At 68.2% G+C, this 21,442-nt stretch carries 19 protein-coding genes and 1 tRNA gene; 7 read left to right on the forward strand and 13 right to left on the reverse strand.

The features are described from left to right. Positions 1 to 37: 37 nt before the first annotated feature. Positions 38 to 2,779, reverse strand: a complete 2,742-nt coding sequence (locus K3M35_RS20755) for a calcium-translocating P-type ATPase, PMCA-type (RefSeq protein ID WP_064061111.1) — start codon at positions 2,777 to 2,779, stop codon at positions 38 to 40. A 148-nt stretch (positions 2,780 to 2,927) separates the two neighbouring features. Between K3M35_RS20755 and K3M35_RS20760 the strand changes: the two genes are divergently transcribed. Further along, positions 2,928 to 3,347 (forward strand): pyridoxamine 5'-phosphate oxidase family protein, encoded by a 420-nt coding sequence (locus tag K3M35_RS20760; protein ID WP_006552520.1) that lies wholly within the window; start codon positions 2,928 to 2,930, stop codon positions 3,345 to 3,347. 36 nt (positions 3,348 to 3,383) lie between these two features. Next, on the forward strand, positions 3,384 to 4,250 hold the full coding sequence (locus K3M35_RS20765; protein WP_220666937.1) for a cation diffusion facilitator family transporter: 867 nt from the start codon (positions 3,384 to 3,386) through the stop codon (positions 4,248 to 4,250). A 4-nt stretch (positions 4,251 to 4,254) separates the two neighbouring features. On the opposite strand, the gene K3M35_RS20770 is transcribed toward K3M35_RS20765, so the two are convergent. Continuing rightward, complete coding sequence (locus K3M35_RS20770) at positions 4,255 to 4,857, reverse strand: LysE/ArgO family amino acid transporter (RefSeq protein ID WP_006552522.1); 603 nt, start codon at positions 4,855 to 4,857, stop codon at positions 4,255 to 4,257. A gap of 72 nt (positions 4,858 to 4,929) precedes the next feature. Here K3M35_RS20770 and K3M35_RS20775 point away from each other — a divergent pair, with 72 nt between their 5' ends. Beyond that, on the forward strand, positions 4,930 to 5,811 hold the full coding sequence (locus K3M35_RS20775) for a LysR family transcriptional regulator ArgP (protein WP_024102747.1): 882 nt from the start codon (positions 4,930 to 4,932) through the stop codon (positions 5,809 to 5,811). 80 nt (positions 5,812 to 5,891) lie between these two features. On the opposite strand, the gene K3M35_RS20780 is transcribed toward K3M35_RS20775, so the two are convergent. From K3M35_RS20780 to K3M35_RS20805, 6 genes are all read right to left on the reverse strand, one after another. Further along, on the reverse strand, positions 5,892 to 6,869 hold the full coding sequence (locus tag K3M35_RS20780; RefSeq protein WP_006552524.1) for a helix-turn-helix domain-containing protein: 978 nt from the start codon (positions 6,867 to 6,869) through the stop codon (positions 5,892 to 5,894). A 203-nt stretch (positions 6,870 to 7,072) separates the two neighbouring features. Continuing rightward, entirely contained in the window at positions 7,073 to 8,962 is a 1,890-nt protein-coding gene (locus K3M35_RS20785) for an ABC transporter ATP-binding protein (protein WP_220666928.1), read from the reverse strand. Beyond that, positions 8,959 to 10,686, reverse strand: a complete 1,728-nt coding sequence (locus K3M35_RS20790; protein WP_006552526.1) for an ABC transporter ATP-binding protein — start codon at positions 10,684 to 10,686, stop codon at positions 8,959 to 8,961. The genes K3M35_RS20785 and K3M35_RS20790 overlap by 4 nt, the downstream gene beginning before the upstream one ends. Before the next feature lie 94 nt (positions 10,687 to 10,780). Beyond that, entirely contained in the window at positions 10,781 to 13,117 is a 2,337-nt protein-coding gene (locus K3M35_RS20795; protein WP_006552527.1) for an MMPL family transporter, read from the reverse strand. A gap of 67 nt (positions 13,118 to 13,184) precedes the next feature. Next, on the reverse strand, positions 13,185 to 13,778 hold the full coding sequence (locus tag K3M35_RS20800; RefSeq protein WP_064061105.1) for a TetR family transcriptional regulator: 594 nt from the start codon (positions 13,776 to 13,778) through the stop codon (positions 13,185 to 13,187). Positions 13,779 to 13,874: 96 nt separating this feature from the next. Then, positions 13,875 to 14,339, reverse strand: a complete 465-nt coding sequence (locus tag K3M35_RS20805) for an Rrf2 family transcriptional regulator (protein WP_220666929.1) — start codon at positions 14,337 to 14,339, stop codon at positions 13,875 to 13,877. A gap of 197 nt (positions 14,340 to 14,536) precedes the next feature. Here K3M35_RS20805 and K3M35_RS20810 point away from each other — a divergent pair, with 197 nt between their 5' ends. Next, entirely contained in the window at positions 14,537 to 15,484 is a 948-nt protein-coding gene (locus K3M35_RS20810) for a sterol desaturase family protein (protein WP_039586724.1), read from the forward strand. Here K3M35_RS20810 and K3M35_RS20815 read toward each other — a convergent pair. Further along, the gene (locus K3M35_RS20815; RefSeq protein WP_006552531.1) at positions 15,465 to 16,151 is read right to left on the reverse strand and encodes a YceI family protein; all 687 of its coding nucleotides are present in this window, start codon (positions 16,149 to 16,151) and stop codon (positions 15,465 to 15,467) included. The two genes, K3M35_RS20810 and K3M35_RS20815, sit on opposite strands and share 20 nt — an antisense overlap. A gap of 9 nt (positions 16,152 to 16,160) precedes the next feature. Continuing rightward, positions 16,161 to 17,705: an MFS transporter gene (locus K3M35_RS20820; RefSeq protein ID WP_220666930.1), complete on the reverse strand. Its 1,545-nt coding sequence runs from the start codon at positions 17,703 to 17,705 to the stop codon at positions 16,161 to 16,163. Between the two features lie 98 nt (positions 17,706 to 17,803). Between K3M35_RS20820 and K3M35_RS20825 the strand changes: the two genes are divergently transcribed. Then, positions 17,804 to 18,346 carry a TetR/AcrR family transcriptional regulator gene (locus K3M35_RS20825; RefSeq protein ID WP_019290308.1) on the forward strand — a complete coding sequence of 181 codons (543 nt, stop codon included), beginning with the start codon at positions 17,804 to 17,806 and terminating at the stop codon, positions 18,344 to 18,346. Positions 18,347 to 18,409: 63 nt separating this feature from the next. On the opposite strand, the gene K3M35_RS20830 is transcribed toward K3M35_RS20825, so the two are convergent. Beyond that, a complete protein-coding gene (locus K3M35_RS20830; protein WP_006552534.1) occupies positions 18,410 to 18,904 on the reverse strand; it encodes a metallophosphoesterase in 495 nt (164 codons plus the stop codon). A gap of 94 nt (positions 18,905 to 18,998) precedes the next feature. Between K3M35_RS20830 and K3M35_RS20835 the strand changes: the two genes are divergently transcribed. Both K3M35_RS20835 and K3M35_RS20840 read left to right on the forward strand, forming a co-directional pair. Next, positions 18,999 to 19,796, forward strand: coding sequence for an SDR family oxidoreductase (locus K3M35_RS20835; RefSeq protein WP_006552535.1), 798 nt, complete (start codon positions 18,999 to 19,001; stop codon positions 19,794 to 19,796). Between the two features lie 305 nt (positions 19,797 to 20,101). Then, positions 20,102 to 20,485, forward strand: coding sequence for a hypothetical protein (locus K3M35_RS20840; RefSeq protein WP_259444298.1), 384 nt, complete (start codon positions 20,102 to 20,104; stop codon positions 20,483 to 20,485). On the opposite strand, the gene K3M35_RS20845 is transcribed toward K3M35_RS20840, so the two are convergent. Both K3M35_RS20845 and K3M35_RS20850 read right to left on the reverse strand, forming a co-directional pair. Further along, positions 20,439 to 21,188, reverse strand: a complete 750-nt coding sequence (locus K3M35_RS20845; RefSeq protein WP_308257098.1) for an alpha/beta hydrolase — start codon at positions 21,186 to 21,188, stop codon at positions 20,439 to 20,441. The two genes, K3M35_RS20840 and K3M35_RS20845, sit on opposite strands and share 47 nt — an antisense overlap. Positions 21,189 to 21,327: 139 nt before the next feature. Next, a tRNA-Ser gene (locus K3M35_RS20850) sits at positions 21,328 to 21,418 on the reverse strand. Positions 21,419 to 21,442: the final 24 nt, after the last annotated feature.

A 21,442-nucleotide genomic window follows, 5' to 3' on the forward strand; every position in this document is an offset into this window, starting at 1 on the left:
TCCCCGCGGCGACGTGAGTTCCGCCATCTCCCGATCGTCAGGTGAGGAAGGTCGTATCCGCCCGCTCGGCCCTGCGCGCCTCGATCCTCCTGGCGACGAACTTGCCGATCTCGTCCACCCACAGCACGGACGAGCCGACGGCGACCGCGAGCAGCCACTGCTCGGAGGTGAGCGAGGTGGTGTCCATGAATCCCTGCAGGGCGCCGAGTTGCACGACGCAGATCTGAAGGACGACGACGGCGCCGATCGCGATCCAGATGGTGTGGTTGGTGAACGTCTGCGCCGAGAACACCGATCCGAGATCCGAGCGCACGTTGAACAGGTTGAACACCTGGTAGAAGACGAATGTCGTGAACGCGAGGGTGGTGGCGAACAACGGGTCGGATGCACTGTCGGGGAACAGTTCCGGCCCGAAGTGCAGGACCGCGATCGTGCCCACCGTCATCACGATGCCGAGGCCGAGGATGCGCTGGACCCGGGAGCGTTCGAGCAGCGCCTCGTTCGCGGGCCGCGGTCGTCGCCGCATCGCGTCGGGGGCGGTCGGGTCGACACCGAGCGCGAGCGCCGGCGGTCCGTCCATGATGATGTTCACCCACAGGATCTGCAGTGCGCTGAAGGGCGCGCCACCCGCGAGGCCGAGCACACCGGCCGTCAGGAAGATCAGGACGAAGCCCCACGCCGTGGTGAGCTGGAACTTCACGAATTTGATGATGTTGTCGTAGATTCCGCGTCCCTCGGCCACGGCGGCGACGATGGTCGCGAAGTTGTCGTCGGTGAGGATCATGTCCGCGGCGCCCTTGGAGACGTCGGTTCCCGTGATGCCCATGGCCACACCGATGTCGGATTGTTCGAGCGCGGGAGCGTCGTTGACGCCGTCGCCCGTCATCGCGACGATCTGCCCGTCGGCCTGCAGCGCTTCGACGAACCTGATCTTGTGTTGGGGCGCCACGCGGGCGAGGACACCGAATTCCTTTGCCCTCCGGCGCAGTTCGTCGTCGGTGAGTTTGTCGAGATCCGCACCGGAGGCAGCCGACCCGCGGATTCCGAGTTCCTCGGCGATCGCGGAGGCCGTCACCAGATGGTCGCCGGTGATCATGTGCACCGAGATGCCCGCCTCGTGGGCGACGGCGATCGCATCCTCGGCTTCGGTCCGCGGCGGGTCGACGATGCCGACGATCGCGTGGATCGTCAGGTCGGCCACCTTCTCCTGCAGGGCATCGGTGTCGCCGCGGGGAACGGCGTCGAGGTCGCGCCCGGCGATCATGAGAGTTCGCAGACCTTCCGACGCGAGCGCCTCCACGGCCCGGTGGATCCTCGCGCGACCGTCGTCGTCGAGTGGAATCGGACCGTCGGGACCGGCGATCGAGGTGGCACGGTCGAGGAGCACACCCGGTGCACCTTTCACGAAACAGCGGTATCCGCCGTTCGGCAGGGTGTGGAAGGTGGCCATGTACTTGTAGTCCGAGTCGAACGGCACCTCCGCGATGCGGTTCAGCGCGGCCCGCGCACCCTCGACGTCGATGCCGCCCTTCTCGGCGAGCACCACGAGGGCACCCTCGGTGGGATCGCCGACCAGTATTCCGTTGCGCACGGTCGCGTCGTTGCACAGTCCCATCCCGAGCAGTGCGTCCGTGAAGTCCGGTGCGGGCAGGCCGTCGCCGACAAGGATCTTGCCGTCGGTTCCGTACCCGGTGCCGGTGACGCGGAAGGCACGACCCGCGACGAGCAGTCGCTGCACCGTCATCTCGTTGAGGGTGAGGGTGCCGGTCTTGTCGGTGCAGATGTGGGTGGTGCTGCCGAGTGTCTCGACCGCGGCGAGTCGTTTGACGATCGCGCCGCGGGCCGCGAGCCGTGAGGCTCCCATCGCGAGGGTGAAGGCGACGACGGCCGTGAGCCCTTCGGGGATCGTCGCGACCGCCAGCGACACCGCGGTGACGAGGAGATCCGACCAGGTCTGCCCCCGCAGCAGTCCGAGGACGAACACCAGCGCCACCGTCACGATCGCGATGATCGTCAGGGCCTGGGCGAGCTGGCCGATGCGTCGTTGCAGCGGCGTCTGTTCGACACCTGCCGCTCCGAGAAGGGTTGCGATGGCTCCCATCTCGGTGCGCATGCCCGTTCCGGTGACGATCATCGCGGCACGTCCGCGTGTGACCTCGGTGTTCATGAACAGCATGTCGGTGCGGTCGCCGAGCGGTGCGTCGGGATCGTCGACGACGTCGACCTGTTTGTCGACGGGCTGGGATTCGCCGGTGAGGGCGGCCTCGGCGACCTGCAGCCGGACAGCGGTGACGAGTCGGCCGTCGGCGGGGACGGTGTCGCCGGCCTCGAGGAGCACCACGTCTCCGGGGACGAGTTCGGCGCGCGGCACCTCCGTCCCGCGACCGTCGCGCAGCACCCGGCTGGTGGACACCGACATCTTCTTCAACGCAGCGAGGCTGCTCTCGGCCCGGGATTCCTGCACGTAGTTCAGCACGGTGTTGAGCGCGATCACCGCGAAGATGACGACGGGGGTCTCCCACTCACGGGAGACGGTGGCGCTGACCACCGCCGCGACGACCAGAACGAGGGTCATCCTGTCGGCCAGCAGCGACAGCACGCGTCGCCAGGTCGGCACCTTCTTCGCCTCGTCGAGCAGGTTCGGGCCGTACTCGCCGCGGCGTCGTTCGACCTCGTCCGCGCTCAGTCCTCGTTGCGGATCGACCTCGAACGCCTCGGCGACGTCGGTCGCGGCGCGGGTGTGCCAACTCGAGGTGGTCGCGGGAGCCTGTGCGGACATTGGCACTCCTCGTTCGGGCTGCTCTCGGCGGATCGGGCGAACACGGTCCTGACGGCCGGTTTCACCGTAACCGGCGGAGCGTTCCACTGCGCCGGAAGCCGGTTCGTGATGTGCTGGATACGGCAGCGGAACCGGAGGAGTGAACGCGATGCGCGACAACCCGAACACCGACGATCCTGTCGTCCCCCTCGACGAGGACCAGTGCTGGGACCTGCTCGCGACGGGCAAGGTGGGCCGCCTCGTCACCGTCGTCGGCGGACGACCGGAGATCTATCCCGTCAACTACGTCACCGACGATCGCACGGTGTACTTCCGCAGCGGTGAGGGCAGCAAGCTCTCCGAACTGGCGGTGCACCCGCAGGTGGCCTTCGAGGTGGACGAGATCCGCGAGGACTCCGCATGGAGCGTCGTGCTGCACGGACACGCCCGGATCCTGCGGAGCTTCGACGACGCGGCGCGGATCGACGCCCTCGGACTGTCGCCGTGGGTTCCCACCCCGAAGTACGACTACGTCGCGCTGACGGCCACCGACCTCACCGGGATGCAACTCACGCTCGTCAAGCGCTGACCGGTGGTGCCCTCTGCGCAGCAGCACCGCGTGTTGATGCGGTTCATGCTGTTGTCGGTGGCGACCGCGCTCGCGACGATGCTGCTGAAGGCATCGGCGGCGTGGATCACCGGATCCGTGGGTCTGTTGTCGGACGCACTCGAATCCGGGGTCAACCTCGTCGCGGCGCTCGTCGGTCTCGCGGCGCTACGTCTCGCCGCGAAGCCGGCCGATGCGAACCACGATTTCGGGCACGGGAAGGCCGAGTACCTCTCCGCCGCGGTCGAGGGCACCATGGTCTTCGCCGCCGCGACGGTGATCCTGTGGACCTCGGTCGAGCGCCTGATCTCACCGCAGCCGGTGACCGAGGTCGGACTCGGTCTCCTCCTGTCGGCCGGATCGTCGGCGCTCAATCTCGTGGTCGGTCTGCTGCTCATCCGGCAGGGTCGGGCACACCGGTCGATCACGCTGGTCGCCGACGGGAAACACCTGCTGACGGACGTGTGGACGTCGGCGGGCGTGCTCGTCGGCGTCGCGCTGGTCGCGCTGTCCGGGTGGGACGTGCTCGACCCGATCGTGGCGATCCTCGTCGCCCTGAACATCCTGCGGATCGGTTTCGGCCTCGTGCGGCAGGCGGTCATCGGCATGCTCGACGCGGTTCTTCCCCCGGAGGACGTGACGGCGGTGAACGCCGTCCTCGACCGCTATCGGGAACCGGGGGTGGTGACGATCCTGCCGCCGCGCACCCGCGAGTCGGGACGTCAGCGCTTCGTCTACCTCGTCGTGCGGGTGCCGGGCGACTGGACGGTGCGGGCCGGGCACGACCTGCTCGACCGCATCGAGGCCGATCTCGACGAGGCGCTGCCCGGTGTCGTGGTGTTCAGCCATCTCGAGCCCGACCGCGCCCCCACGGGACGCAGATGAGTGATCAGGACGAGGCGACGAGTCCGGCACCGAGGCCGAGCATCAGGACCGCGACGCCACCGTCGAGGATGCGCCACGAGGACGGCTTGGCGAACCAGGCGCGCAGATAGCGGGCCCCGTACCCGAGGGCGGCGAACCACACGACGCTCGCGGTGATCGCCCCGGCACCGAACCACCACCGGCCGGGGTTGCCGTAGTGGTTGGCCACCGAACCGAGCATGAGCACGGTGTCGAGATAGGTGTGCGGGTTGAGCCAGGTCAGCGCCAGACAGGTCAGCAGGGCCGCGCCGATGGTGACGGCACCGCCCGGGGCAGCGGACAGTGCCGACGGCTTCAGCGCGCGACGTGCCGCGAAGAGTCCGTAGCAGATGAGGAAAGCGGCACCCGCCCAACGGATCACGTCGATCGCGCCGGGAGCGCGGTCGAGGATCGTCGCGATCCCGGCGATGCCCGCGGTGATGAGCACGGCGTCGGAGATCACGCAGATCGCGATCACAGGCAGCACGAATCGTCGCGCGATCGCCATGCGCAGGACGAAGGCATTCTGCGCACCGATGGCGGCGATGAGGGACAGACCTGTGACGAATCCGGCGACGACGAGTGACATGGCATCGACGCTAGGAATCCTGTCGAGATAAGAACAGTTGATTTTGCTGTACCTGCATTAGAGTTTCTTAATGTGGATCTCGACTTCGCTCAACTTCGCACTTTTGCAACGGTATTGGACGAGGGCACTTTCGAGGGTGCGGCGGCTGTTCTTCGCGTCACACCGTCCGCGGTGAGCCAACGCATCAAGTCGCTCGAACAACACGTCGGTCAGGTACTGCTGCGACGGACCCGGCCCGTCAGCGCGACCGCGGCCGGCGAAGTGGTGATGCGGCTCGCCCGGCAGGTCGCGCGGCTGGAGCAGGACGCCTCCGAGGAACTCGGTCTCGGCGCCGACACCGGGAGTTACGCCACGATCCCGCTCGTCGTCAACGCCGACTCGATGTCCACCTGGATGCTGCGCGCCCTGGCCCGGATGCCCGTGCGCTACCGAGCCCTGTTCGAACTGCACCGCGAGGACGAGTTCCACTCCACGGATCTGTTGCGCGACGGAACCGCCATGGCAGCGGTCACCTCCGTCCCCGAACCCGTGCAGGGCTGCACGTCCGAGAAGCTCGGCGCCATGCGCTATCACGCGATGGCGAGCGTGGACTTCGCCGAACGCTGGTTCCCCGAGGGCATGACCCCCACCGAACTGCGGGAGGCCCCGATGCTCACCTTCGACCGCAAGGACGACATGCAGGATCGCTTCGTCCGCAAGCGGACCCGGCGGCGGCTGAATCCGCCGCGCAACTACGTTCCGGGCGCCCTCGAATTCGTCGAGGCCGCGCGGCTGGGGTTGGGCTGGGCCATGCTCCCCGACGCGATGGTCGCCGACACGACCGATCTCGTGAGCCTGGCCCCGGACGACCCGATCGCCGTGCCGCTGTACTGGCAGCGGTGGCGGCTGGACTCCCCCGTGCTCGACGCGCTGACCGATGCGGTCCGTCGCACCGCGCGCGAAGTGCTGCACTGACCTCCCGGAATCCGACCTTCCGAAACGGGAGCGGCCTGACGCCCCACCTCGATCAGCGGCATGCGCCAGACCTTGTCGTCTCACCGCGCCTGCATCGCGCCGATCGGGTCGACATACATCACCCGCGACGCCGCACCGAGCGCCGCCGCCGACCGCAGATCGTCATCGGCTTCCGAGAACCGCAGTGGCACATCGTTGTACGACGACTGCTGCCGGTAACCGTCGGACACGTCCTCGCGCTCCCGTCCATGTCGGGTGAACAGCTCACCACCGACGGTCACCACGTCGGGATTGACGACGTCGCGCACCAGCGCGACCGCACGGCCGAGGAGCACCGCCTGGTTCGGCGACGGGTCGGTGCCATCGGCACTCCCCGGTTCGAGTACAGCACAGAACGATTCGATGTCGTCGGCCGAGGACCGTGCGAGGCCGTCCACGAGCCACGCCATCGAGATCGATTCCTCCGCACACAGATACAGCCAGCTCTCGGGTCGTCGCCGGAAGGCGCTCTCGCACCGGCGGTATTCGACCTCCGCGACCGCCTCCACGTACGGAACGACCGTGTACGGCGTGGGCACGATCGCCCGGAACAACACGTCCACGGGCGCTTCGCACCAGCCCAGTCGCGGGTGGTCGAGCGCCCCTCGGTGCTCGTCGTACAGACCACCCACCGCGAGCCCTGCCCACAGCGGCTGCCTGCCTCGCTGGTGGGACTCGTGCACCCGCAGCGCCGCACCGATCGCGGCGAAGACGTCGAACACCGACGCCGGTGTCGCGAAAGTCGTCCGGTGCAGTTCCCGTCCGAGCAGGTCGCCGGAAACCACCCGGGTCTCCCGCTCCCCCAGATGGATACCGGCGAGGAAACCCCGTTCGGTGTCCACCTCCACCGGCACGTGCGGCCGTCCCACCCGTCCCCGCGGAGCGAGATCGGGGCGGTCGCGCAGCAACCCGTGCTCGAGCAACGACGTCACCGCCCGGTTGACCGTCGACGCCGACAGGCCCGTGAAATCGGCGAGCATCGTGCGCGTCGCCGGTCCCCCACGTCGCAGATGCTGCATGATCCGCCCCGCCGGTGTGGTCTCGTCGACCCGGAAGACCCCCGGTCGTCCAGATCGCACGGAGACCCCCGGTCGCGCAGAGCGCAGGAGATCGAGAGGTGACCGTACCGCTGTTGTCCGCACCTCCGTCATGGCCAGAAGTGTCCCGTCCCGCCCGCGAGGACGGAATGTTTTGTATCAGGCCGCGCCGAAGTCTCGCGCGTTCACTCCACGAGTGCCTTGAACTGCGCGTCGTACAGCCTCGCGTACGCACCGGCCGCCTCGAGCAGCCCCTCGTGGGTGCCCTGTTCGACGATCCGTCCGTCCTCCATCACCACGATGCGGTCGGCGTTCCGGATGGTCGACAGGCGGTGAGCGATGACGAAGCTGGTGCGGTCGTCGCGCAATCGCGCGGTGGCCTGCTGGACGAGCAGTTCGGTGCGGGTGTCGACCGAGCTCGTCGCCTCGTCGAGGATGAGGATCGACGGCTTGGACACGAACGCCCGCGCGATCGTGATGAGCTGACGCTCACCGGCGCTGAGGTTGCCGTCGTTCTCCTCGTCGATGCTCGTGTCGTAGCCGTCGGGCAGGGCCCGCACGAAACGGTCGACGTAACTCATCCTGGCCGCGGACATGATCTGGTTCTCGGTGGCGTACGGATTGCCGTAGGCGATGTTCTCGCGGATGGTGCCGCCGAACAGCCAGGTGTCCTGCAGGACGATGCCGATGCGCGAGCGCAGTTCGTCGCGGGACATCGAACGGATGTCCACGCCGTCGACGAGGATCCGGCCCGCGTCGACCTCGTAGAAGCGCAGGATCAGGTTGATGAGGGTGGTCTTGCCGGCGCCCGTGGGTCCGACGATCGCGATCATCTGACCCGGTTCGGCCCGCAACGACAGGTTCTCGATGAGCGGCCGATCGGGGGTGTACGAGAAGGCGACGTTCTCGAACTCGACGAGTCCGTGCCGGCTCCACGGCATCGTCGGCGCCGCGACCTCCGGTTCCTCCTCCGGTTCGTCGAGCACCGCGAACACCCGCTCGGCCGACGCCGACGCCGACTGCAGGAGGTTGACCATCGCGCCGATCTGCGCGAGCGGCTGCACGAGCTGACGCGAGTACTGGATCATCGCCTGGATCTCACCGAGCGTCGCGGTGCCCGACGCGATCCGTAGACCACCGAGCACGGCGATGACGACATAGCCGACGTTGCCGAGGAAGGTCACGAACGGCATCACCAGTCCGGACACGAACTGCGCGCGGTAGGAGGCCTGGTACAGCGACTCGTTGGTGTCGGTGAAGCGTCGCTGCACCTCCGCGGTCCGGCTGTAGGCGGTGATGAGCTCGTGCCCGGTGAAGGCTTCCTCGATCTGCCCGTTGAGCTTGCCGGTCGTCTCCCACTGCGCGAGGAAGTGCTTGCGCGAGCGACGCGCGATCACTGCCGTCGCCACGACCGACGCCGGGACGGTCAGGATCGCGACGAGCGCGAGCATCGGCGAGATGAACAGCATCATCACCACGAGACCGAGCAGCGTCAGCACCGCGAGGACGAGCTGGGAGATGGACTCCTGCATGCCCGCCGCGACGTTGTCGATGTCGTTGGTGACGCGGCTGAGCAGGTCGCCGCGCGAATGCGTGTCGAAGTACCGCAGCGGCAACCGGTGGATCTTGCGTTCGATCCGCGACCGCATGTCGCGCACGACGCGCTGCACGATCTCGTTGAGGCCGTAGGCGGCGACCCAGATCAGACCGGACGAGAGCAGGTACAGCGCCAGGACGATGACGAGGATCCGGCCGAGGGCCGAGAAGTCGATGCCGAGTCCGGGCACCACGTCCATCCCCGAGACCATGTCGGCGAACTGGTCGCGGCCCTCGGCGCGCAGACCGGCGACGGCTTCTTCCTTGGTCTGTCCGGCGGGGAACTGCATGCCCACCACCCCGTCGAAGATGACGTCGGTGCCGCGGCCGAGCACGAAGGGCGCCACCGACATGCTCACGACGCCGAGGAAGGCGGAGAGCAGCACCGAGTAGACGGCGTAGCGGTGCGGGTGGAGCAGGCCGAGCACCCGGCGGACGGTGCGCAGACGCGACGGTGCCGCCGCTTCCGGAGTCGTCATATCGTGGCCATCCTCTGCGACTCGACGATCTCCGAGTACGTCCGGCACCGGCCGAGCAGACCGAGATGCGTCCCGGAATCGACCATGACGCCGTTGTCGAGGACGACGATGCGGTCGGCGTCCTGCACGGTGGAGACCCGCTGCGCGACGATGAGCACGCACGCGTCGCGCGTCTCGGGTTCGAGCGCCGCGCGCAGGCGGGCGTCGGTCGCCGGGTCGAGTGCGGAGAAGGCGTCGTCGAACAGGTAGATGGCGGGCCGGCGGACGAGGGCGCGAGCGATCGCGAGGCGCTGCCGCTGCCCGCCGGAGACCGTGGTGCCGCCCTGGGAGAGGACCGTGTTCAGTCCGTCCTCGGTCTTGTGGACGAAGTCGGCGGCCTGCGCGACCTCGAGGGCGTGCCACAGTTCGTCGTCGGTGGCGTCGGCGCGTCCGTACCGGAGGTTGTCGGCGATGGTGCCGGAGAACAGGTAGGCCTTTTGCGGCACGACGGCGATGCGCGAGCGCAGCACGTCGGTGTCGAGCGCCCGGACGTCGACACCCGCGACGAGCACCTGCCCGGCGGTGACGTCGATGAGCCGCGGCACGAGGCGCATCATGGTGCTCTTGCCCGATCCGGTGCCGCCGATGATCGCGGTGGTGGAACCGGGGTCGGCGCGGAACGACACCCCGCTGAGCACGGGAGCGTCGGCACCGGGATACGAGAAACCGGCATTGCGGAGTTCGAGGGTGACGCGGGTCGGGAGTTCGCGGACCGGTTCGGCGGGCGAAGACACCGTCGGTTCGGTGTCGAGCACGTCGAGGATGCGCTCGGCGCAGACCGCGGCGCGCGGAGCCATGATCGCGACAAACGACGTCATGAGCACGGCCATGAGGATCTGGGCGATGTAGGTGATCATCGCGGTGATGGAGCCGACCTGCATCGCACCGGAGTCGATACGGTGGGCGCCCACCCACAGGACGCCGACGGTGCTCACATTCGAGATCAGCAGCACCGCCGGGTACAGCACGGAGTTCACGCGGCCGACGCGCAAGGCGGTGGCGGTGAGGTCGTCGTTGGCGCCGTCGAAGCGGGCCTTCTCGGTTTCGTCGCGCACGAATGCCCTGATCACGCGGATGCCGGTGATCTGCTCGCGCAACACCCGATTCACAGAGTCGATGCGCTTCTGCATGACCCGGAAGCCGGGCAGCATGAGCGCGATGAGCGCGGCCATGGTGAAGATCAGCACCGGGACGGCGACGACCAGCACGAGCGAGGTGCCGGGGTCCTGGCGGATCGCCATGATGACGCCACCGATCCCCATGATCGGGGAGGTCACGACGATGGTGCAGGTCATCAGCACGAGCATCTGAACCTGCTGCACGTCGTTGGTGTTGCGGGTGATCAGCGACGGGGCACCGAACGTCCCGAACTCGCGCGCCGAGAACCGCCCCACATTCCGGACGAGCGCGAGCCGCACGTCGCGGCCGAAGCCCATCGCGGCGCGCGCCGCGAAGTAGACGGCACCGGTCGCGGCGCCGACCTCGACGGCGCTGATGACGAGCATCAGCAGACCGGTCCGGACGATGTAATCGATGTCCCCGGTCGCCACGCCGTTGTCGATGATGTCGGCGTTGAGACTCGGGAGCAGCAACATGCCCCCGGTCGCGACCAGCTGCAGGAGTACGACCCCCGCGAGGGCACCCCGATAGGGCGCCATGAAGCGGCGCAACAGCCGTAGCAACATGGGCATTACGCTACCTGCGACTCCCTGCAGCAATCTTCACGATCCATCCGGGCGGCCACGCACCGCGTCGGGTACGTGGCCGCCCGGGGGTTCGTCACACGCGTGCGGATTCCGGTGCGGGCTCGGTGGCACCGAGCTCGCGGGTGAGCTTCTCGCCCTCGACGTCGACGTTCGGAAGGATCCGGTCGAGCCACTTCGGCAGCCACCACGCCTTGTCGCCGAGTAGCGCCATCACCGACGGGATGATGACCATGCGGACGATGAAGGCGTCGAAGAAGACCGCCGCGGCGAGTGCGAAACCGATCGACTTGATCAGCGAGTCCGGTTCGGCGATGAACGCCGCGAACACCGAGATCATGATGATCGCCGCTGCGCTCACCACGCGCGCGCCGTGTGCGAAGCCGCTGCGGACGGCCTCGAGTGCGCTCGCGCCGTGGACGTAGTCCTCACGCATACGCGTCACCAGGAACACTTGGTAGTCCATCGCAAGACCGAAGACGACGCCGATGAGGATGATCGGCATGAAGCTCACGATGGGCTGCGGGTTGGCGATCAGGCCGCCCCAGCCCTCCTGGAAGACCGCGACGGTGGCACCGAAGGTCGCCAGGACGCTGAGCAGGAAGCCGAGGGTTGCGGTGAGCGGCACCAGGATCGAGCGGAACACCAGCATCAGCAGGATGAAGGCGAGGCCGACGACGACCGCGAGGTACGGAGCCAGTGCGCTCTGGAGGCTGTCGGAGACGTCGCCCTCGAGCGCGGTCTGGCCGGTCACGCCGTAGGACAGGCCGAACTCCTCGTTCAGCTCGGTCTCGCCGTCGCGGATGCTCTGGACGAGGTCCATCGTCGCGGGATCGGTCGGGCCGCTGCGCGGAGTGACGAGGATCTGGGCGGTGTCTCCCGCCTCGTTCACCGCGACGATCTGGGCGTTGACGACCTCGTCGTTCTCGTACAGCTTGCCGACGACGGCACCGAACGCGACTGGGGCCTCCACGTCGGCGTTCTGGGTGTCGACGACGACGACCAGCGGGCCGTTGCGTCCGGGACCGAATCCCTCGTCGACCAGGTCGTAGGCCTTGCGGGCGCTGGTCGCCGGATCGGCGGTGGCCTCCGACGGCAGGGCGAGGTTCAGTCCGGTGGCGGGCAGCGCGAGCGCACCGAGGAGGACCACACCGGCGATGAGCGGGATGGCCGGGCGTCGCGTGATCAGGCCGACGAACTTGGCGCCCGCCTTGGGGGTGTCGTCGTCGGAACCGCGCTTGTTCAGGAACGGGATGCGGCCGGCGAAGGCCTTCTCCCCGAACAGTCCGAGCACGGCGGGCAGCAGCGACACGGCGATGAGCACGGCCATGAGCACCGTGAACGCGGCAGCGTAACCCATGACCGACAGGAACGGGATGCCGACGACGCTCAGCGCCATGAGGGCGATGATGACCGTCAGGCCGGCGAAGACGACCGCGGAACCGGCGGTGCCCACGGCACGGCCGGCGGCCTCGGTGCGATCAGAGGTGATGGTGAGTTCGTGCCGGAAGCGCGAGACGATGAACAGCGAGTAGTCGATCGCCACGGCCAGACCGATCATGACCGCCAGCGTCGGGGTCATCGAGCTGAGGTCGGCGAAGCCGGAGGCGATGGTGATGCCGAGGCTGCCGATGCCGACGCCGACGAGTGCGGTGACCAGCGGAAGTCCGGCGGCGACGAGCGAGCCGAAGGTCAGGGTGAGCACGATCGCGGCGATGCCGATGCCGATGAGTTCGGCGGTGCCACCGGGCATGCCCATCTCGGCGGCAGCCGTACCGCTGACCTCGACGGTCAGGCCGGCGTCACGGCCGATCTCGGCGGCGTCGAAGATCTGGTCGCGCAGGGCCTGGTCGACGTCGGTGATCTCGCCCTCGAACGGGACGGTGACGAAGCCGACGGTGCGGTCGGCGCTCAGCGGCGACAGGGCCTGGGCGTCGGACAGCGCAGCCTCTTCGGAGGTGCCCTGCTGCGCGGCGACGGCCTTCATCTGCTCGACGAGACCGGCGTCGGCGAGGACCGGGTTGACCAGCGCGCCGGCCTGTTCCTCCGGCGAGGCGGTGGCGGGGTCGACCTTGGCGGGCGGCGAGACGCGGTCGATGCCGCGGACCGCGGCGAGGACCTCGTCGACGGCGGCCAGGTTCTCGGGGTCGTCGAGCGTCTGCCCGTCGGGCGCGGCGAAGACGTAACGCGCGCTGAGCCCGTTCATCGGATCTTCGGTCGACGGGAACCGCTCCGCCATGAGGTCCTGGGTCTTCTGCGCGGGGGTGCCCGGAAGCGTGAACGCGTCCGTGGTGGGCCCGGACAGGGTTGCTGCACCGACCCCGAAGAGCACGAGCAGCGCGATCCAGAAGGACAGCACTGCGCCCTTCCGTCGGTGGGCGAACTTGCCCAGCCGGTACAGGTAGGTCGCCACGGGGCACCCTTTCTATGTCGGAAGATCCTGGTGGGGTCGGATGGTCGGAACGGGCAGAGGTCCGGAATCAGGAGAATCCGCGTCGGAGCTGGTCGAACGCCTCGCGGATGAGCTCTTCGACCGACCGGTCCGTCGTCCCGGTCGCGTGTGTCTCCATTGCCGCGCGCACGGCGCCCATGGCGGCGTAGTTCAGCAGCGAGGGGTACAGGTCGGCATCGGGGTCGGTGCCGGTGCGTTCGGCGATGATCTCGACGAGCAACTGCGACGAACGCCGCTCGACCTCGATCTGCCGGGACAACAGCACGTTGCTCTCCTCGAGCAGGGTGATGCACGCGACGATCTCGCCGAACGGCCAGTCGGGGTTCTGCACGACGTCCAGGGCCACCGCGAGCAGCGAATCCATGATGTCCTCGTCGGCGGGACGATCGCGCAGCAGGTCGATCCACTCCTCGACCCGAGTCTCGAGATACGCGAGGACGGCGTCTTCCTTGCTCGCGAAGTAGTTGTGGAAGGTGCGGGTCGAGACACCCGCGCGCGCTGCGATCGCATCGGCCGTCACGGCGGCCAGACCGTGTTCACGAGCGAGTTCGGCCGCGGCGGTCGCGAGAGCCGCACGAGTGGCCGCCTTCTTGCGGTCGCGCAGGCCGGGAGTGATGGTCACTCCATCCAGGTTACTGATTTTGCAGAGTTCTGTAAGTTTGCAGAGTCATGCAAATTTATGACATCGCCCACAGGCGTTCCCGGCCTATCGCGGGCTTCACACCCGGCGACGCTCCCAGGCGCCCGGATCCTTCGTAAGATCCTCCACGAAACCGGGGAGGTCTCCCGCGACGACATCCGCGAGCGATACCTCTTCGAGCACGGCGCGCAGGTTCACACGCACCGCGATCCACACGTCCTGCAGCCGTTCGGCCGCCCCGCTGTAGACGACGTCCTCGGGCCGCTCGCCACGCACCGACGCCAGCGGGCCCTCGACCGTGCGGATGATGTCGGCAATGGAGATCTCGGCCGCGGGTCGCGCGAGCCAGTAACCGCCCTCCGGTCCCCGCCGGCTGTTCACCAACCCACCGCGACGCAGGTCGGCGAGAACGGCCTCGAGGAACTTGTGCGGGATGGTCTGCGCCGTCGCGAGGGTCTCCGCCTTCGTCAGGCGACCGTCCTCGATCGCCGCGAGTTCGAGCAGGGTCCGCACGGCGTAGTCGACCCTCGCGGTGATGTGCATGCCATGCCTCTCGCGCTGCCTGATGTCGTCGGCCGGCCCGTCTCGACGGGACGGGTCAATTCCTACCAGCAATACCGAACCACCCGGAATCGTGAGGACGCGAGTCGCCACCCGGGTCCCGATTCGAGGGCCCTGGTGATGCAAGCCACACCAGCGGTAATGTGGACGGTTGTTCACAGCTATCGGAGGTCGTTGCGATGTGGGAAACCCTGCAGGAATCGTGGGGGTCGCTGCTCGACCCCCTCCACGATCCGGTGACCCTGGCGATTCCCGCCTTCCTCACCTTCCTGATCCTCGAATGGATCGCGGCCCGCACCCTCGAACACGTCGAGCCGGGCCCCGACGGACGCACCCGCCCCCCGCGCGGCGGCTACGAGAAGCGGGACGCACGCGCGAGCATCTCGATGGGTCTGGTCTCCATCGTCACGAGCGCCGCATGGAAGGTGCTGGCCCTCGTCGGATATTCGGCCCTGTGGGTCTACGTCGCACCGTGGCACCTGCCCGCCGACGCCTGGTACACGTGGGTGATCCTGCTCGTCGGCATCGACGTCCTCTGGTACTGGTACCACCGGATGGCGCACCGCGTCCGCCTGGTCTGGGCGACCCACCAGGCGCACCACTCGAGCGAGTACTTCAACTACGCGACCGCGCTGCGCCAGAAGTGGAACAACAGCGGCGAGATCATCATGTGGCTGCCGCTCCCCCTGATCGGCATCCCACCGTGGATGGTCTTCGTCGGCTTCTCCGTCAGCCTCGTCTACCAGTTCTTCGTGCACACCGAGCGGGTCGGCACGCTCCCCCGCCCGATCGAATTCGTGTTCAACACGCCCTCGCACCATCGGGTGCACCACGGCTCCGATCCCGACTACCTCGACCGCAACTACGCGGGCATCCTCATCATCTGGGACCGGATGTTCGGCACCTTCAAGGCCGAGGACCACCGGCCCACCTACGGGCTCACCAAGCCCGTCGGCACGTACAACATCTGGGACCTGCAGACGCACGAGTACCGGGCGATCGCCCGCGACTGGCGTACGGCCGGGACGTTCCGCGACAAGCTCGGTTACGCCTTCGGCCCGCCCGGCTGGGCGCCGAAACAGACCCACGCGGAGGAGACCGAGAACGTCAGTTCTGCTCGAACGTGACGAGGAAGTCGACGCTGCCCGCGCCGTCGACCGTCACGAATCCGAGGTTCGGCGGCTCCACGCCGTAATCGGTCCAGGTGGTGGGGATGCTCCCCGACGCCACGAGACGCTCACCCGTGCGCAGGACGTCGACGTCGACGGTCACGGGCCGTTCGGCGCCGCGCAGGGTGAGCGTGCCGGTCGCGGTGACGGAACCGATGCTGCCGTCGTCGGGCAGGGACGTCAGATCCACGGGCTCGGTGAGGGCGAACGTCGCCGTCGGGTGCGCCGCGGTGTCCATCACCCGAGTGCGAAACTGGCCGTCGCGCTGGCCACTGTCGGTGGTGATGCCCTCGACCTGCACGACGACCTCGGCGGCCTCGAGGGTGCCGTCGGTGATGGTCGCCGAACCGGAGACCTGATCGGTGCTGCCCACCACGGTGACGTCGGCCCCGCGCAGGATCTCGTGCACCGTGTAGCCGGCGGCGGTGCGGTTGGGTTCGGCACCCTCGACGACGGTCCACTCCCCGTCGAGCTCACCGGTCGCGGCTTCGGCACCTTCGGTCGAGACGGACGCGGCGGGCGCGTCGTCCTCGGCGATGAACGTCCCGTACACCCATGGGGCGACGAAGAAGCCGAGCAGCGCCACGACCACGACGGCGACGAGCGCCCACACCAGTTTCCGCATCCTGCAAATTTAAACGATGTCGGATTCCGTGTGGGGTGCTACGTCACCGCGGGGGCGCAACGTGAGCCACGCGACTCCGGCGGAGGCGATCATGAGGACCACCCCGATCCCGGAGGTGATCGTGACGCCGCTGTCGAACGCCGATCCTGCTGCGGCGAGCAACGCGTCGGCCCGGTCGGCGGGCAGGTTCCCGGCCACGGCGTGGGCGCCGCCGAGCGTCTCCCGAGCAACCTCCGACTGTTCCGTGCTCAGCCCGGCAGGGAGCAGGAGATGCGCAGTGTAGGACGCGGAGAGCACCGACCCGAGGATCGCCGTACCGAGCACGGCACCCATCTCGTAGGCCGTCTCCGACACCGCCGACGCGGCACCGGCCTTCGCGGGCGGGACACTCGACACGATGAGGTCGTTCGACAGCGTCTCCGCCGCACCGATACCCGCGCCGAGGACCGCGAACGCCACGATGATCGGGGTGAGCGCCGACGGTGAGGCGAGCAGGAACACCAGCGCGTAGCCGGTCGCCGAGAGCAGGAGCGCGCAGACGATGATCGACGACGGCTGCACCCACCGCACGAGCGCGACGACCGACATCCCGGCCACGACCATCACCGCCAGTCCCGGGACCAGGCTCAGTCCGGCCTCCATCGGGCTCTGTCCGATCACGAGTTGCAGATGCTGGGACACGAAGAACAGGAAGCCCACGAGGGAGACGACGGACAGCAGGTTCACCGCGACGGCACCGGAGAAGGTGGGCACGCGGAACAGACGGACGTCGAGCATGGGGTTCGGGCGCTGCAACTGCCGGCGCACGAACGCGACGAGCGCGACCACACCGACCACGGCCGGAACGACGGCGACGGCACCGAGGCCACTGTCGGCGATCTTCTTGATCGCGAAGACGATCGGCGCAAGGGTCAGCAGTGACAGCGCGATGCTCACGATGTCGATGCGGCCCGGATTCGGGTCCTTCGACTCGGGGACGAACATCGGCGCGAGCACGAGCAGCGGGATCAGCACCGGCACGGCCAACAGGAAGACCGAGCCCCACCAGGCATGTTCGAGCAGGAATCCGCCCATGATCGGCCCGAGTGCAGCGCCCGCCGCGAAACACGAGGCCCAGATCGCGATGGCGAGACGGCGCTGGGTGGCATCGAGAAAGATGTTGCGCAGCAACGACAGCGTGGACGGCATGAGCATGGCCCCGAAGAAGCCGAGTGCACCGCGGGCGGTCACGAGCAGTTCCGCGGACGGTGCGTAGGCCGCAGCGACCGAGACGGCGGCGAATCCGGTCGCGCCGATGAGCAACAGGCGGCGTCGCCCGATGCGGTCGCCGAGGCTGCCCATCGCCACCAGCAGACCTGCGAGCACCAGCGGGTAGATGTCGATGATCCACAACTGTTGCGCAGCGGTGGGCTGCAGCGCGGAGGAGATCCCGGGCAGCGCGAAGGCCAGGACGGTGTTGTCGACCGACACGAGCAGCACCGGAAGCATCAGTACCGCGAGCGCGACCCAGTCCCGAGGAGCCGCCTTCGTCACGGTGGGTTCCGAAACAGGCACAGATGTCGCCACGGATATCGAACTTTCGCGAGAGAGGAATCGAACCGTCGTTACTGTACCAGCTGGACGGTACAGTAACCACGTCGTACGATCGGGCCGTGCCACCTGCCCCTGCCGCCCGCGCCAAACTTCTCGACGCCTTCGTGACGATCCTGCTCGAGCAGGGCGAGCGCGCCGCGACACTCGAGTCCGTCGCCGCGGCGGCGAACGTGTCCAAAGGTGGTCTGCTCTATCACTTCCCGTCCAAGGACGCCCTCGTCGAGGCTCTCGCCGAACACCTCGAGACACTCGCAGCCGACGACGCCGAACTGATGCGCACGGCTCCCGAAGGACCGGCGACCTACTACATCCGCACCTCGGTCTTCGCCGACACCCCGCTCGACCGGGCCATCGTCGCCCTGACCCGCCTGAGCCAGACCGCGAACCCGCGCGCCCAGCAGGCGCTGCGCCGCATCCATCAGGGCTGGTTCGAGGCACTGTCCGACGAGGTCACCGATCCCGCTGCGGCACGAGCGGTGATGCTCATCGGCGACGGGCTCTACTACGGCGCCGCCATGTCGGGCGAGACAAGCACGACGCCGCCCGAGGACGTCGACGAACTCCTGAAAGTCGTGCGGAAACTGATCGGCCCGAGCGACTGAGTTCGGGGAGGTTGCGTGCGTCCGTTCGCGAAAATACGCACACAACCTCCCCTTCGATCGCCCTCACCCGAGCCGATGCAGTTCGACGTCGCGGAGCACGCCGTCGTCGATGGTCGCGGTCATGTAGGTGCAGTACGGCTGCCGACGCCGGTCGGTGGGTGAACCCGGGTTGAGCAGGCGCAATCCGCTCGGCGCGGTCGTGTCCCAGGGGATGTGCGAGTGGCCGAAGACGAGGACGTCGGTGTCGGGATAGGCCGCGGCCATCCGATTGTCGCGCCCGGTCGACGCCCCGGTCTCGTGCACCACCGCGACGCGCACACCGTCGAGGGTCACCCGCGCGACCTCCGGCAGCCGTTCCCGCAGGAGCGGACCGTCGTTGTTGCCCCAACACGCGACCAGCTGCCGGGACCGCTCTTCCAGCGCGTCGAGCAGTGTCACGTCCATCCAGTCGCCCGCGTGGATCACCACGTCCGCGCGGGCCACCTCGTCCCACACCTGCGACGGCAGGTCGCGGGCGCGCGTCGGTACGTGGGTGTCGGCGAGCAGCAGCAGTCGCATGGCCCCAGTCTGCCGTGGGGTCACAGTCTGCCGTGGGTCACGGTCTGCCGTGGGTTCGCAGTGTGCCGCGGGCGCTCATGGGTAACCACGACGCATGACCACTCCAGCTCACGACAGACTCGCCATCGTCACCGGCGCCGACTCCGGCATGGGCAAGGCGACCGCCGAACTGCTCGCCACCGAGGGGTTCGACGTCGGCATCACCTTCCACACCGACGAGGCCGGGGCCGAGGACACCCGCGCCGGGGTCGAACAGCGCGGACAGCGGTGCTTCGTGGCCCGACAGGACCTGACCAGCCCGGACACCGCCGATGTGATCGACGAACTCACCGGAAAGCTCGGCGGTCTCGGGGTGCTGGTGAACAACGCCGGCACCGGACACCGCGACGAGGTGCTCGACCTGTCCTTCGAACGGTGGCGGGAGATGCTCTCCACCGACCTCGACGGCCCGTTCCTGTGCTCCCAACGCGCCGCGCGACACATGATCGACTCCGGGGGCGGCGGCCGCATCGTCAACATCACGAGCGTCCACGAGCACATCCCCCGCTACGGCGCCTCCGCCTACTGCACGGCGAAGGCCGGCCTCGGCATGCTCACGCAGTGCCTCGCCCTCGAATGGGCCCGCTATGGCATCACGGTCAACTCGGTGGCTCCCGGTGAGATCTCCACGCCCATGACCGGCATGGACGAATCCGAGGCCTTCCACGAGGAGCGACCGGGCAACCCCACCGGACGTCCCGGGCACGTCAACGAAGTTGCCTCCGTCGTCGCCTTCCTCGCGTCCCCACGCTCGTCGTACCTGACGGGGCGCTCGATCCCCGTCGACGGCGGCCTCATGTTGATGGCCGCGCACGGACACGACATGAACGACGGGAGTTGGCGCGAACTCTGACGACGACCGGCCGCCCATCCGCTAGCGTCCACCGGCGGATCGGTGGTCGACTCGGAATGGGGGAACTGGATGCGCACGACACCGCCTGCGGAGCGATTCGGGCCGGGAACGGCGAGGGGTTACCGAGCGACCCATCGTCCCGAGGTGTGGGGAGCGCTGATCGGCGCGGGTGGCGCGTCGGCCTTCATGCTCGTGAACGGTGCCGCTCTGGGATCACCGTGGACCTGGATCGTCGTTGTCGGATGGTTCTGCGCCATCGCTGTTTTCGTCTGGGCCGTGCTCATACGACCGCGGAGTTTCGAGCAGTGGAGCCGCCCTCGAAGCAGGCATCGACGATCTACCTCGTGTCGGTCGCGGCCATGGTCGTGCTGATCGTCGGTGGCGCAAGGCTTCTCGCGTTGTTCGATCGTTCGGAACTGACGGTCGCGTGGGTGGTCTGCGTCGTCGGTGCGCACTTCGTTCCCTTCGCACGGGCCTTCGGCCGCGCGATGTTCCGGGTCATGGGCTGGGGAATGCTGGTGATCGGAATCGTCGGTCTGGCAGGCGGTCTCGCATCGCCTGCGGTGGCAGCCGTCGCCGGTGTCGCGGCGGGGCTGTGGATGTTCGCCGTGGTGGTCGCCGACGCCGTCGGCCGACCTCTCGTCACCGGGCGTCGGCCCGACTCCACAGTTCCTCGAGCGCCTCGTTGACTCGTTCCGGCTGCTGGACGTGCGGGTAGAAACCGGGAACTTCGAGCAGTTCTCCCCCGATCCGGTCGGCGACGACCCGCGCCGTGACCGTCAGCGGATCTCCCGCCAGCCGCTTGTACTCGTCGGGTGCGCCCGCCCAGTCACCGACGACGACGAGCTTCGGCCACGGCGCCGCCGCGAGCGACTCGAGGGGGATGTCGGCGTCCCAGCACGGTCTCTCCCGCATCGACGTCGCCGCTGCGCGTAGTCGCTTCGGGGTGGGTTCCGCCGGCGGCATGCCGACGCTCTCCGTGATGAGACGCAGATAGTCCTCCGCAGTGAGCTCGGGCGGGAGCGTCACCTGGGACGCGCGAGCGCGGGCGAGGTTCTCGGCGACCACCGGTTCGCTCTCCGCAACCTTCAGGCACCCGGGCTGGATCAGGCACAGCGACCGCACCAGGTCCGGCCGTTCCACCGCCGCGAGCATCGCTGCGACCGCACCGTACGAATGTCCGACGAGATGGGCGCCGTCACCGAGCAGTTCGACGATGTCGGCGGCGTCCACCTCGTAGTCGGTGCGATGGGCCCCGTCGAGATCCGGCGAGTCGCCGTGCCCGCGGCGGTCCATCAGGATCAGCCGACGTGACACCCCCAAGGGCCGCTGCCGACCGAATCCGTAGGTCTCGTCGTCTCCCTCGGGCGCTTCGTCGACTCCGCAGTCCACTCGCAATCAAGTTCGCTATCCGCCACAGCAATTGCTGCGGCGGATAGCAAAAGCCGTAGCGGATGCTTCGGACCCCGGCCTTGGCGACCTGCAGACATGAGAAAAGCCCCTCACCTGCACTAACAGGTAAGGGGCTCTCTGGCGGTGGCGGTGGGATTTGAACCCACGGACGGGGGTTACCCGTCACGCGCTTTCGAGGCGCGCTCCTTCGGCCGCTCGGTCACGCCACCGCTGACGACTCTAGCGGATTGCAG

The organism is Rhodococcus sp. DMU2021 (assembly GCF_019641445.1).
Classification (GTDB): Bacteria; Actinomycetota; Actinomycetes; order Mycobacteriales; family Mycobacteriaceae; genus Rhodococcus; species Rhodococcus pyridinivorans.